Genomic DNA, 12,838 nt, shown 5'->3' with positions numbered 1-12,838 from the left:
TGAATGTTCCGCGTCAATCAGAGAGGGACAAACTCTAGATCGAGTGCTTCGGCGACCGGCTGATTGCGAATCTTCCCGCCCGAGACGTTCAATCCATTGGCGAGGTGCGGATCCTCGGCCATGGCTTTTTCGGCGCCCAGGTTTGCCAGCTTCAGGACGAAGGGAAGCGTGGCGTTATTGAGGGCAAATGTCGACGTGCGGGCCACGGCGCCGGGCATGTTGGCGACGCAGTAATGGATGACTCCGTCGATCGTGTAGACGGGATCGTCGTGCGTCGTGGCCTTCGAGGTCTCGAAGCAGCCGCCCTGGTCGATCGCGATGTCGACGAGCACCGAGCCGCGCTTCATCGTCTTGAGCTGGTCGCGCGTGACAAGCTTGGGCGCGGCGGCGCCGGGAACGAGGACCGCGCCGATGACGACTTCGGCTTCCTGGATCGCCTGCGCAATCGCGGCCTTCGACGCGAAGGCAGTCTTGATCGTGCTACCGAAATGCATGTCGAGCTCGGCCAGCCGATCGTTGTTGATGTCATAGATCGTCACGTCGGCGCGCTGGCCGGTGGCGATCTGCGCGGCGTTGATGCCGGCAACGCCGCCGCCAAGGATCGCGACCTTTGCGGGCGCAACGCCCGGAACGCCGCCGAGCAGGACGCCGCGGCCGCCCTGTTCTTTTTCGAGATAGTGGGCGCCGACCTGAACCGACATGCGACCCGCGACTTCGCTCATTGGCTTCAGCAACGGCAGCGCGCCCGAGCGACTCGTCACCGTTTCATAAGCGATGCAGGTCGCGCCCGAGTTCATCAGGCCTTCGGCCTGCGGCTTGTCGGCGGCGAGGTGGAGATAGGTGAAGAGGAGGTGACGATCCTCGAGCATCGCGATTTCGGACGCCTGCGGCTCCTTGACCTTCACGATCATGTCCGAGCCCGCGAACACCGCGGCTGCGTCGGCGACGATGGTCGCTCCGACCTTTTCATAGGCGGCATCGGAGAAATCGATTCCCATGCCCGCCTTGGTTTCGATCAGCACTTCATGACCAGCCGCGGTCAGTTCCGCGACCGAGGCCGGCGTCAGGCCGACGCGATACTCGTGATTCTTGATTTCCTTCGGCACACCGACGCGCATGGTTCGTTCGCTCCAAACTGGGAAAGTGGCGGCGCTATAGACCCGGTTGCGGTCGATTGCAGCGTCTTTTTGCCGGTGCTAGGGCGGCGCGCCCCGGGTCGGGCGCGATGATAGGCATGTGATCACATGAGTATTTCCGAGACGGGCGGCGCCGAGACGCTGAACGAGAACAACGCGGGCCACGGCCACGCGCAAGGTTCGCTTGCCAAGCTGGCGGTCGGAGCCATCGGAATCGTGTTCGGTGATATCGGTACATCGCCCATCTATGCCTTCCGCGAAACCTTTGCCGGCCACCACACCCTCGCGCCGGACGCGCTGCATATCTACGGCGTCCTCAGCCTGATCTTCTGGTCGATGATGATTATCGTCACGTTCAAATATGTCATGCTGATCATGCGCGCCGACAATAAGGGCGAGGGTGGGAGCCTGGCGCTGCTGGCCCTGATCAATCGATCGGCGGGCGACGACGGCGCGAAAAAGAAGAAGTGGACGGCGGGCATCATTATGCTTGGCGTGTTCGCCACCGCGCTATTCTATGGCGACAGCATGATCACCCCGGCGATCTCCGTCCTGTCGGCGGTCGAGGGACTGACGACGGTAGAGGCGCGTTTCGAACCGTTCGTCATTCCGCTGGCGATCGCGATCCTCGTCGGGCTGTTCGCGATCCAGTCGCGCGGCACCGCGAAGGTGGGCCTGCTGTTTGGTCCGATCATGCTGGTCTATTTTACGACGCTGTCGGTTCTAGGCGTCATCCACATCGTCGATCATCCGGCCGTGCTGGTCGAAATGTTCAACCCGATGAACGCGATCCAATTCTATCTGTCCGAGCCATTGCCCGCCTTCATCGCGATGGGGTCGGTCGTGCTGGCGGTGACCGGTGCCGAAGCGCTTTACGCCGACATGGGGCACTTCGGGCGCAACCCGATCAAGGTGTCGTGGATCTGGTTCGTGATGCCGGCGCTGCTGCTCAACTATATGGGGCAGGGGGCGATGCTGCTCGCGCAGACGCCGGCCGAAGCGATCGAGACCGTCAAGAATCCCTTCTTCTTCCTCGCCCCCGAGATCTTGCGCCTGCCGCTCGTCATCCTGGCGACGATGGCGACGATCATCGCCAGCCAGGCGGTGATTTCCGGTGCTTTCTCGGTGACCCAGCAGGCAATCCAGCTCGGCTTCATCCCGCGCCTTCGAATCACCCACACCAGCCAGCACGCCGCCGGGCAGATCTACATTCCGGCGATCAACTGGGCGCTGATGGTGATGGTCATCCTGCTGGTGATTACCTTCGGATCGTCGTCGAACCTTGCCGCCGCTTATGGCATCGCGGTCACCGGCGCGATGCTGATCGACGGCGTGCTGATCGCGGTCGTCCTGTTTTCGCTGTGGAAATGGCCGGCGTGGAAGGCGATCCCGCTGCTCGCGGTCTTCTTCACCATCGACCTGCTCTATTTCAGCGCGAACCTTCTTAAGGTCCCCGACGGTGGCTGGTTCCCGCTGCTGATCGGCGCAATCGCCTTCACCTTGCTCACGACCTGGGCGAAGGGGCGCAAACTCATGATTGACCGGATGTCGGAAGAGAGCTTGCCGATCGACGTGTTCATCAAGTCCGCGGCAAGCTCGGCGACCCGAGTTCCGGGCACGGCGGTCTTCATGACGACGTCGATGAAGGGTGTGCCACATGCGCTGCTCCACAATCTGAAGCACAACAAGGTGCTTCACGAGCGCATCATGCTGTTGACGGTTCGGATCGAGGACGTTCCCTTCGTCGGGGCGGAGCGCCGGATCGAGACAAAGGATTATTCCTCTGGCTTCTTCCGGGTAATCATCCGCTACGGTTTCATGGAGGAAATCGACGTGCCCGCGGCGCTGGCGCTGGTCGAAAAATGCGGTCCGACCTGCAAGATGATGGACACCAGCTTCTTCCTGGCGCGGCAGACGCTGATCACCTCCGCGAGGCCGGGGATGGCGATCTGGCGGGAGAAGCTGTTCGCGTGGATGCTTCGAAACGCGGAAAGCGCGATGGAATTCTTCAAGCTGCCGACCAATCGCGTGGTAGAGTTGGGTAGCCAGGTCGAAATCTGAACGTTTCCCCGCCGCGGCAGTTAGGCGGGAATGGAACAGATACTGACCTGGGTCGCTCCCGCCTGCATCATTCTCGGCGCGCTGCTGACCGCATCCAATCTTGGGCCGAAGGTCACCGGGATCGGCTTCATCGCCTTCACCGCGGGTTCGCTGGGGTGGCTCGGCATCGGGCTAATCAGCGGGCCGGGGAGTTTGGTGTGGCAGAACATCATCCTCGCGCTCCTCAACGGGTTCGGGATCTGGCGCTGGCTCGGTCGCGAGCGCGCGGTCGAGAAGGGCGGCAAAACCGCGCATGACCGCAGCGAGGTCTCCCATGGCGAAACGCTGTTTCCAGCGTCGATGTTTTCCCGCGCCGCGTTGGTCGACGGCCACGCAAAGGAACTGGGCAAGGCCGTCGATGCGATGATCGGCTGTCGATCGGGGAGTGTCGAATATCTGGTAGTCTCGCAAGGTGGCGTGGCGGGAGTCGGGGAGACCTTTCGCAAAGTCGACTGGTCAAAGGTACGGGTCGAGTCTGAGCAACTGGTCGCGGCGGACATCGATCTCGAGGGGTGCCCGGCCATCGAGCGAGGGGAGTGGCCTGGCCGATGAGCGGTGCGCTGATCGTCACGGCGGAGTTGGCTCCTGCGGACTTCGCCTTCTTCGACGGCCTCCGCAAAGTGCATTTCCCGCCCGAGCGAAATCGCATCGGGGCGCATCTGACGATGTTCCACGCGCTGCCGCCAACCGTCGTCGATGAAGCGAAGGCCGCGTTGAAGACGCTGTCCGCCGGACCGCCTCCTGGCGCCATGGTCGCCGGGCTGATGAACCTGGGCGGCGGCGTCGCCTATCGGATCGTGTCCGAAGACCTCGATTTCATCCGCGCCGATCTGGCGCAGCAATTTCTTGGCCTGCTGACTGCACAGGACGGGCAGGGGTGGCGCCCGCACATCACGGTGCAGAACAAGGTCACGTCGAGCGTGGCGCGCGCTCTAATGGCGAGCCTCGAGCAAAATTTTGCCCCGCGACCGTTGGCGATCGCGGGGCTGGGGCTGCATCGGTACATGGACGGACCGTGGGATACGATCGCCCGCTATCCCTTCCGGGGCAGCGGGCGCCGCACCTAGCTGAGGTCGCCAATTCCGTCGCAGCTTAGGTCGAAGGCGGCCATGCCGGATTCGATAACCGAGGCGAGCATCGGCATGTCCATCAGCTCCTCGACGATATTATTCTCGTCGTTGGCGGCCTCGATCGCTTCGTCCCAGTCGGAGGCGTCGTAGGTGCCCTGGCCAATCCAGGCGAAGGCGAGCAGTTCGGCCTGCTGGTCCTCGGCCAAGTCCTCGATCGCGCCGGTCAGCTCTTCCTCGACGCTTGTGTTGAGCGAATCGTCGAGGACCGAGAGCGTTTCCTCACCCTCGTTATCGACATTCTCGGGAGCTTCACCGCCGTCATAGTCGGTCGGCACCTGCGCCTCATATTCGCGCGCCCGCAGGATAATGCGGCACAGGGTCTCTAGCGGGGTCAACGGTTCCATCGGTTAGGGCTCTCCAATCTAATGGGCTGAACGAGAGCCGACGGGGGCGGTTCCACCCAAGTTGACGGTCATGAAGTCGCCTCCTATAGGCCCGACCGCGCGGCCAACGGCCGGTGCCTCTCTCGGCGGCCATTGGGACCGCCGAAACGTGGGGCGGAGTAGCTCAGCTGGTTAGAGCAGCGGAATCATAATCCGCGTGTCGGGGGTTCAAGTCCCTCCTCCGCTACCATCTTTTCAATCACAGCGGGCCGTGCTCGGTGGCGTCAGGATGATCCCGCCCTGGCCCCGACGACGTCGGCGTAGCCGCCGCAGAATCGCTTACCCTCGCGACCTTCGGACACTTGGGTGCCGCAGTAATTGCGCGCATTCATCTGGACGTTGCGAAGGAGAAAGGTGCGGCCGCCACGGAGTTGCACGGTCAACAGCCCGTCGGGTTGGACCCGGACGAAAGCCGTGGACAGGGTACGGCGCCCTTCGGCCTCAGACGGCGAATCCTTGCGGCCTTCGGGAAGAGCGTTTTCCGCCGCCGAAACGGGTTCCGGCATTGGCCCTTGGGCTGCGGGATCCTTTGCAGTGGACGAGGAAGTCGACGGGTCGCCATGCGAGAGATGTTCGGTGCCTTGAGAGCCATCGGCGGTGCGCATGCTGTCCTCCTGAGGAATGGCTGAGCAGGCGACCAGAGCCGCGGCGAAAGGAGCGAAGACCGTGATCTTTGCTGGGACGGGGATCATATGCACGAGCCTCGGTACGCTTTAGCAAGATCAGTGTCACGACCCATGGCGATCCAGACCGCGCAGGTCACCCGCGTAATGATTCTGCCTGTTTTCCAATACTTACTGAAATGCGTCGGAAACTCACCGGATTGACGATCCGTCAACTTTCCTCCGTTTGTCGAATTTAAACGGCGGTTCGTCGCAATAAGGGGATCGATTGCCAAATCGGGTGAGGCGCCGCTTGACCGTTAAAAACTTCAGGTGAACACATAGTCAACTTGGCATGAGAAGAAGGCGGATTCGCGTCTTGTTCTTGTGCCGCGCCATTTCGTCCAGTTGAAAAGCGTAGGGGGATCAATAACATGAGCAATTCCGACTTCGGCAGCGAAGGTTCGTCCGAATTTCCCGTCCCCGGTTCGTGGGATCCCCTCACCGATTTTAATCATGTCACGGTCGTCGAAGGCTGCGGCTGCGCGGCATGCGCGGGTTTCCGCGAAAACGACGCTGACGGCTCGGGCAAGGGCGGCATCAATGATGCCAACCCGGAAGGAAACAACCTCGGCGTCCTGCTCAACCTGATCACCAATCCGGACGGCAGCCGCTCCTTCACGGGCAACCGTAACGTCGACGCGACGCTGATCGGGTCGAAGTGGGGCGAGCAGGAGCTAACCTACAGCTTCCCGACGTCGGGCTCGAACTACAATGGCACCGGCTACGACAGCAACGGCGTCAGCCTCTATCACCTCGACCTCGGCGCGCAGCAGCAGGCTGCGGCGCGCGCGGCCTTCGCGCAGATTTCGGCGTGGACGAACCTGAAGTTTACCGAGATTACCGAGACCGACGCCGTTCACGCGAACATCCGGATCTCGCAGAGCGCAGATCAGGACGTGACCTCGGCTTACGGCGGCTTCCCGTCGGATACGCGCGGCGTTGCCGGCGACATCTGGTTCGGCCGCACCAGCCAACCTTATTACGACATGGCCGTGAAGGGGACGTGGGGCTACTCCACCATGTTCCACGAAATCGGCCACACGATGGGTCTGAAGCACGGTCACCAGGACTATACCAACTCGGACCTGTCCTTCTATTTCGGATCGTTCCCGCGCTTCGGCACCCAGTCGCTCACTCCAGATCGCGACGGTCAGGCTTGGTCGCTGATGACCTACACGCCCGCGCCCGGAACGTCGGGTTTCGCCGGCGAAAAGAGCAATCAGCCGCAGACCTACATGCAGTACGATCTGGCGGCGCTGCAGTACATGTACGGCGCCAACTTCACGACCAACGCCGGCGACACCGTCTATTCGTGGAGCAACACGACTGGCGAGATGTTCATCAATGGCGTTGGCCAGGGCGCGCCATCGGGCAACACGATCCTGATGACGATTTGGGATGGCGGCGGCAACGACACGATCGATGCCAGCAACTATGCGGGTGGCGTGACGGTCGACCTGCGTCCGGGTGAATTCTCGACGTTCGATCCCGCGCAGCTAGCCAACCACCTTGCCTATTCGAACGGCCTGGCCCTTGCGCCGGGCAACATCGCGATGTCGCTGCTGTACGACAACGACACCCGATCGCTGATCGAGAACGTCAAGGGCGGCGCAGGCAACGATATCTTCGTCGGCAACATGGCGAACAACACGCTGGACGGCGGCGCCGGAAGCGACACGGTGATCTTCACTGGGACGACGGGCGTCACAGTGACGCTCAATGACACCGGCGCGGACGTGATTGTCGAGCATGACGGCGAGACCGACACGCTCCGCAGCATCGAGAACATCGGCGGCACCAGCGGTGACGACAAGCTGACTGGCAACAGCCAGAACAACGTGCTGATCGGCGGCTCCGGTGGCGCGGACACCCTCATTGGTGGCGGCGGCGACGATCGCCTGATCGGCGGCGGCTTCACCACGACCACGACTGTCTCGGCACCGTCGAAGGCGGATATCACGAAGGACCAGGCGACCAACAACGGTAGCATTGCTACCGCCGTCAACACGGCGGGTGCCTTCGATGTGGATGCCAACCCCATTATTACCAATTCGACGTCGGTTCCTCATGCCACCATCAATGCCACTGCGGTGGGTGGCGTGTTGGAATATTACCGGATCGACGTCACCGTTGCCGGTTCGCAGGCCGTGTTCGATATCGACGGTGCGGGGTCACTTGGTGACAGCATCATCGAGCTCGTAAACAGCGCGGGCGTCGTGCTGGCCAGCAACGATACCGGTCCGGGCGATCCCGGCTCGACCGTCAACGACGATGCCTACATCACGTACACCTTTAACGCGGTCGGGACTTATTACATCCGCGTCGGCCAATATACGCCTGCGACGGGCAGTGTCGCGCAGCCGCTTTCGGCTGGGCAGACCTACCAGCTCAACATCTCACTTCAGAATTCGGCGGTCTTGACCTCGGCGGTGACCGCCAACAACACCAGCAGCGCGATCCTCGATGGCGGCGAAGGCAACGACTTCCTTCAGGGAACGATCGCCGACGACATCATCGACGGCGGCGCGGGCAACGACACCGCGTCGTTCGTCAATGCCTTCACTGGCGGCTCGTCGACCGGTGTCACTGTCGACCTCAACGTTCAGGGCGTCGCTCAGAACACGGTTGGAGCCGGCATCGACACGCTGACGGGAATCGAAAATCTGGTCGGTTCGAATCTGAACGACACGCTGATCGGCAACGCCGACGCCAACGTGATCGAAGGCGGCCTTGGCAACGACACGATGGTGGGCGGCGCCGGCAACGACACCGTTTCCTATGCGGGCTCTGGCGCCGGCGTGACGGTCAACCTCGGTCTGCAGGGATCGCAGCAGAACACGGGCGCTGCGGGTCTCGATACCCTCAGCGGCTTCCAGAACATCCAGGGATCCAACTTCAACGACACCCTGATCGGTGACTCGACCGAGAACGTCCTGACGGGCGGGGCCGGCGACGACATCCTCAACCCGGGTGCGAACGCTGGCGGAACGGTCGACCTCCTGGACGGCGGCGCGGGAACCGACACGGCATCGTTCGCGGGCTACGCTGGAGGCGTCTTCGCACGGCTGAACGGGGCATTGGACGGTGTCACCACATTTAACGGCCAGTCGATTGCCGCGATGCGCAGCATCGAGAACCTCGTGGGCAGCGACTTTTCCGATATCCTGGTCGGCGATGCGAATGCCAACGTCGTCGAAGGCGGACTTGGAGACGACTTCCTCGACGGCCGCGACGGGGTCGACACTGTGTCGTACCGTGGCTCGACGGGCGTGACGGTCAACCTTGCGACCACGACGGCCCAGAATACGGGCATGGGGATCGACACGATCGTCAACTTCGAAAACGTTCGCACCGGGTCGGGCAGCGACAACATCACTGGCGACGCCAACGCCAACGTCTTCTTCGACGGTGGTGGGGCGGACATTTACAACGGCGCAGACGGAAGCGACACGGTCGACTATTCGGCCGCGACCTCGACCGTCGTCGTCAACCTTAACACGCTTACGGCTCAGAACACCGGGACGTCGGGTGGCCTCGACACGCTGACCAATATCGAAAACCTGGTCGGCGCGGCATCCTTCTCCAACTCGCTGACCGGCAACGCACTGGCCAATCGCCTGGTTGGCGGTGCGCTGACCGACACCATCGTTGGTGGTGCGGGTGACGACGTCGTGATCGGCGGCGGCGGCAACGATACGCTGTTCGGTGACAACAATGGAACGCTGTCCGCTCAGGAAGGTGCCGACATCCTCGAAGGTGGTGCCGGCAATGACTTCATCGTCGGCGGCCAGGGCAATGACATCCTTCGCGGCGGCAGCGGCGACGACACGCTGATCGGCGGCGTGGCGAGCACCTCGGTGGCATTCACCAACGACGGCGGGCAGGACACGTTCGACGGCGGTGAGGGGACCGACATCGCCTATGCCTACTACACCGACCAGACCGGCGGGATCGCGTTCAACCTTGCGAATGTCGCAGGCAACAGCGCGATCACGATGGACGGCGTCGCAGCGGGCTCCTTCACCAGCATCGAACGCGTCATCTTCCGTGGCGGCCTCGGCAACGACGTCGTCACTGGCGGCGGCACGCTCGACACGCTGGTCGGCAACGCCGGCGACGACGTGCTCGACGGTTGGCTCGGCAACGACACGCTCTCGGGCGGGCTTGGCAACGACACGCTGATCGGTGGCGAGGGGCTGGACACGGTCACCTACGTCAACTCGACTGGCGGCGTGAACGTCGACCTCCGCATTCAGGGTGAAGCCCAGGATACGGGTGGGGAAGGCGTCGATACCCTGATCGGTGTCGAATATCTCACTGGTTCGAACTTCGGCGATACGCTGCGCGGTAACGACGACTTCAACCTGATCGTCGACAACGCCGTCTCCGGCCCGGCGGGCCAAACGGACTCGCTGTTCGGGTACGGCGGCAACGACAGCATCCTGGTGACCCGCGCTGCGGGCGTCGTTTCGACCAACATCAATCTTGATGGCGGTTCGGGCGACGATTTCATCGAAGTTCGCTCGGGAACGCTTTCGGCGGGGCTGGCCACGAACGTGGCTGGCCTTTCTTCCAGCACCTATGCGGCGCTGGGCGCAACGTCGAACGACCGCAACGTCGATATCGTCAGCGTCGATGGCGGTGACGGCAACGACCGCATCATCCTGACGGGCGTCGCCAGCGCCACGGTGAATTCGGGCGCTGGTGCGGACATCGTCAGCATCAGCATGCGCGGTGCTTCGACCGTCAACAATTACCTGATCACCCTGGGCGCAGGCTCCGACGTCATTCAGTTCGGCGTTGGTGCAAGCGCTGCCGCGTCGACCGAAGTGGCGACGACGGCCCGGACCAGCCGGGTGACCGACTTTGAGCGCGGCACCGGCGGCGACCGGTTCGAGCTTAGCAGCTTCCTAAACCTGGGTCTGACCGGCTACACTGCCAACAGCAACGCGTTCGCGAGCGGCCACATGCGTTTGGTCCAGTCGGGCACCGACCTGCTTCTGCAGACCGATCGCGACGGCGCGGGGGCAACCAACGGCTTCGTCACCGTGTTCACGATCAGCAACGGCTACACCGGTGGTTTCACGGCCTTCAACTTTGATGGCTTCATCGGCAATCTGACGCTGACCGGCTTCGACGGTGACGAGACGATCATTGGCGCGACCGGCAACGACAATCTGAGCGGTGGTGGCGGCAACGACACGCTGATCGGACTGGCCGGCAACGACGTCCTCGACGGCGGCACCGGCGACGACTTGTTGCTGGGTGGTGCGGGCGATGACGTCCTGATCGGTGGTGAAGGAAACGACACGGCCTCGTACAGCGATGCGACCGCGGGCGTGACCGTCGACCTGTCGAACACCGGTGCGCAGGTAACTGGCGCTGGAACCGACACGCTGAGCGGGATCGAGAACCTCGTCGGTTCGGCCTTCAACGACACGCTGACCGGCGATGCGAACGCGAACCGTATCGATGGTGGTTCGGGTGATGACGTCCTCAACGGTGGGGTCGGCAACGACGTTCTCATCGGCGGCGCGGGCAACGACACGCTCGACGGCGGCGATGGCGACGACAGCCTGCTCGGTGGCGAAGGCGACGACACCTTGATCGGTGGTGCAGGCGTCGACACGGCGGTCTACAGCGATGCAACCGTCGGGGTCATGGTCGACCTTTCGCTGACCGACGCGCAGGAAACCGGATGGGGGCTCGATACCCTCGCTGGCATCGAAAACCTGATCGGATCGGCTTTCGATGACGTCCTGAGCGGCGGCGAGGGTGTCAACCGCATCGAAGCGGGCGCAGGCAACGACACGGTGTCCGGCGGTGCCGGGGACGACGTGCTGAGCGGCGGCGACGGCATCGATCGACTGAACTACAGCAATCTGACCGGAGCGGTTCAGGTCAACCTGGCATCGGGCCAGGTCAATGCCGGAACCGAAGGTGGCCTCGACACGGTGTCGGGCTTCGAGCAGGTCATTCTGGGCGCGGGCAACGACGTGGTGATCGGCGATGCCGCCGACAACTATGCCGATGGCGGCGCTGGTGACGATCAACTGATCGGCGCTGATGGCAACGACGTCCTGCTTGGCGGCGCTGGAATCGACCGACTGTTCGGCGATGCCGGCGACGACACGCTCGACGGCGGGATCGGCGCGGACTTCCTTGATGGCGGTGCCGGTGACGACACCTATGTCATCGACGATGCTGGCGATCAGATTACCGAATTCGCCGGCGGCGGGATCGACACTGTCGTTTCGAGCATCAGCTACGTGCTCAGCAGCGGGTTGGAAAATCTGGTATTGGCGGGGATCGCGTCGATCAATGCGACCGGCAACGACGGCAACAACCAGATCACCGGCAACGCTGGCTCGAACGTGCTGATCGGCGGCGCGGGCGACGACACGATCATCACCGTGACTGGCCCGGCCGCATTGAAGCCGGACGCCGGTTTCGATCGGGTCGATGGCGGAAGCGGCAACGACTTGCTGATCCTCGGTGGTTTCCAGTCGGATTACAGCGTGCTTACCGCTGGCGACCGCAGCTACCTCGTCACTGCACGGGGTGCGACCGAGATCACTGGTATCGAGATGGGAGCGTTCCAGAACAGCGGAGCCCTTTCCTGGTCGACGCTGGTGGCAGGGACGACGGCGTTTGACGGCCTTGCCTACATTGCTGGCTATGCCGATCTGCGGGCCGCCTACGGCACCGACGCAGCCGCGGGCGTTCAGCACTTCCTGTCGTTCGGCTTTGCCGAGGGTCGATCGCTGTCGTTCAATGCGCTGGAATATATCGCCTCGTACGGCGACCTGCGAATCGCGTTCGGTTCGGACACGTCGGCAGCGGCGGCTCACTTCATCAACTTCGGTGCGGCGGAAAACCGCACCGTCACGTTCGATGGATGGGCTTACCTGGCTTCGTACGGCGATCTCATCGCGGCATACGGTCCCAACGAAAATGCGGCGATCATGCACTATCTGACCTTCGGCTTTAACGAAGATCGTCCGATCACCTTCGACGCTCTCGCTTACGCCGCGGCGAACCCGGATCTCGCCCTGGCGTATGGCACCGATGCCGAAGCACTCGCCCGGCACTATGTGCTTCACGGCAGCGCGGAAGGTCGTTCGCTCGGAACTCCGGCTTCGGAGACCAGCGAGGGATCAGCCGCTTCGGCTGCAGTGTTTGAACGGTCGGTGATTTCGGACGAGGACGCGCTGTTTAACGGCGACGACTGGATGGTGACGCCAGTCTCGCCGGCCAACAACGACTTGTTCGGTGGCAGCTACGGCCATGACCTCGCCGGCAATATCGGCGGAAATGGCTTCGGGAGCTTCATGACCGAGACAAACTGGCATCATGGTATCTCGACCGACCAGCTGGTCTAAAGTCGGATAAGAACAAGGAGAGGCGCTCCCGATCGGCTCGGG

Annotated in this window: 7 protein-coding genes and 1 tRNA gene; 5 read left to right on the top strand and 3 right to left on the bottom strand. The window is 62.8% G+C overall.

What is annotated here, in order from left to right:
• Nucleotides 1-17: 17 nt before the first annotated feature.
• Nucleotides 18-1,118: an alanine dehydrogenase gene (gene ald, locus SH584_RS01675; RefSeq protein WP_324808055.1), complete on the bottom strand. Its 1,101-nt coding sequence runs from the start codon at nucleotides 1,116-1,118 to the stop codon at nucleotides 18-20.
• A 126-nt stretch (nucleotides 1,119-1,244) separates the two neighbouring features.
• On the opposite strand from ald, the gene SH584_RS01670 reads away from it, so the two are divergent.
• The 3 genes from SH584_RS01670 to SH584_RS01660 are packed head-to-tail and all read left to right on the top strand — an operon-like array spanning nucleotide 1,245 to nucleotide 4,303.
• The gene (locus SH584_RS01670; RefSeq protein ID WP_324808053.1) at nucleotides 1,245-3,197 is read left to right on the top strand and encodes a potassium transporter Kup; all 1,953 of its coding nucleotides are present in this window, start codon (nucleotides 1,245-1,247) and stop codon (nucleotides 3,195-3,197) included.
• Between the two features lie 30 nt (nucleotides 3,198-3,227).
• Nucleotides 3,228-3,788 (top strand): PRC-barrel domain containing protein, encoded by a 561-nt coding sequence (locus SH584_RS01665; RefSeq protein ID WP_324808051.1) that lies wholly within the window; start codon nucleotides 3,228-3,230, stop codon nucleotides 3,786-3,788.
• Nucleotides 3,785-4,303, top strand: coding sequence for a 2'-5' RNA ligase family protein (locus tag SH584_RS01660; protein ID WP_324808049.1), 519 nt, complete (start codon nucleotides 3,785-3,787; stop codon nucleotides 4,301-4,303). Before SH584_RS01665 ends, SH584_RS01660 begins: the two co-directional genes overlap by 4 nt.
• Here the strand turns inward: SH584_RS01660 and SH584_RS01655 are convergent.
• Complete coding sequence (locus SH584_RS01655) at nucleotides 4,300-4,710, bottom strand: DUF3775 domain-containing protein (protein ID WP_322840491.1); 411 nt, start codon at nucleotides 4,708-4,710, stop codon at nucleotides 4,300-4,302. The two genes, SH584_RS01660 and SH584_RS01655, sit on opposite strands and share 4 nt — an antisense overlap.
• Nucleotides 4,711-4,862: 152 nt before the next feature.
• Here SH584_RS01655 and SH584_RS01650 point away from each other — a divergent pair.
• Nucleotides 4,863-4,939: transfer RNA gene (locus SH584_RS01650), tRNA-Met, on the top strand.
• A 34-nt stretch (nucleotides 4,940-4,973) separates the two neighbouring features.
• On the opposite strand, the gene SH584_RS01645 is transcribed toward SH584_RS01650, so the two are convergent.
• A complete protein-coding gene (locus SH584_RS01645; RefSeq protein ID WP_324808048.1) occupies nucleotides 4,974-5,255 on the bottom strand; it encodes a hypothetical protein in 282 nt (93 codons plus the stop codon).
• 530 nt (nucleotides 5,256-5,785) lie between these two features.
• Between SH584_RS01645 and SH584_RS01640 the strand changes: the two genes are divergently transcribed.
• The gene (locus SH584_RS01640; protein WP_324808046.1) at nucleotides 5,786-12,796 is read left to right on the top strand and encodes a M10 family metallopeptidase; all 7,011 of its coding nucleotides are present in this window, start codon (nucleotides 5,786-5,788) and stop codon (nucleotides 12,794-12,796) included.
• The last annotated feature ends 42 nt before the right edge of the window (nucleotides 12,797-12,838 follow it).

Origin of the sequence: Sphingomonas sp. LY29 (genome assembly GCF_035593985.1) — a bacterium.
GTDB lineage: Bacteria > Pseudomonadota > Alphaproteobacteria > Sphingomonadales > Sphingomonadaceae > Sphingomicrobium.
Note: the sequence above shows the minus strand (reverse complement) of the source record. Positions and strands in the feature narration are given on the sequence as shown.

Bases quoted from the DNA above. Each gene is read 5' to 3' on its own strand.
- ald (WP_324808055.1), bottom strand. From the start codon at position 1,118: ATGCGCGTCGGTGTGCCGAAGGAAATCAAGAATCACGAGTATCGCGTC.
- SH584_RS01670 (WP_324808053.1), top strand. From the start codon at position 1,245: ATGAGTATTTCCGAGACGGGCGGCGCCGAGACGCTGAACGAGAACAAC.
- SH584_RS01665 (WP_324808051.1), top strand. From the start codon at position 3,228: ATGGAACAGATACTGACCTGGGTCGCTCCCGCCTGCATCATTCTCGGC.
- SH584_RS01660 (WP_324808049.1), top strand. From the start codon at position 3,785: ATGAGCGGTGCGCTGATCGTCACGGCGGAGTTGGCTCCTGCGGACTTC.
- SH584_RS01655 (WP_322840491.1), bottom strand. From the start codon at position 4,710: ATGGAACCGTTGACCCCGCTAGAGACCCTGTGCCGCATTATCCTGCGG.
- SH584_RS01645 (WP_324808048.1), bottom strand. From the start codon at position 5,255: ATGCCGGAACCCGTTTCGGCGGCGGAAAACGCTCTTCCCGAAGGCCGC.
- SH584_RS01640 (WP_324808046.1), top strand. From the start codon at position 5,786: ATGAGCAATTCCGACTTCGGCAGCGAAGGTTCGTCCGAATTTCCCGTC.